Source organism: Xanthomonas pisi DSM 18956 (genome assembly GCF_001010415.1).
Classification (GTDB): domain Bacteria; phylum Pseudomonadota; class Gammaproteobacteria; order Xanthomonadales; family Xanthomonadaceae; genus Xanthomonas; species Xanthomonas pisi.
Genome location: NZ_JPLE01000230.1, coordinates 1 through 365 on the forward strand (window position 1 = coordinate 1; position 365 = coordinate 365).

General features: G+C 33.7%; 1 protein-coding gene. It reads right to left on the bottom strand.

The genetic code is table 11. The features are described 5' to 3' along the window. A partial coding sequence (locus Y887_RS19660; RefSeq protein ID WP_343123101.1) for a tail sheath stabilizer and completion protein occupies positions 1–321 on the bottom strand: 321 nt, incomplete at its 3' end. Positions 322–365 lie beyond the last annotated feature (44 nt).

Here is a 365-nt window from a genome sequence, read left to right on the forward strand (position 1 = left end):
TACAATATCCTTAGTCGATTTACTGAAAAGAGAGTTATTCAATATATTCGTTTTAAAAGTCGGATTATAAACGAAATCTACCATTTGGAGATTTATACGTGGTAGAATAGTTTCGACTTTAGCCACATCTTCTTGTGAGTTTATAGAGGTCCATTTATTAAGTTTCATCATAAAGTGCTCTTTAGATGCATACGTAATAGGAACACGAATAAATTTATTGCCTGTAGACAATTGACGGTTAACTTGGATATTTGAAAACAAATCGCCCATCATTGTGATATATCGCCTGAACGACGAGTTGTAAAAATAACCAAACATCATTTCTCCTAACCGGCCTTTCGACCGGTGTTTGCTTTATCTTATTT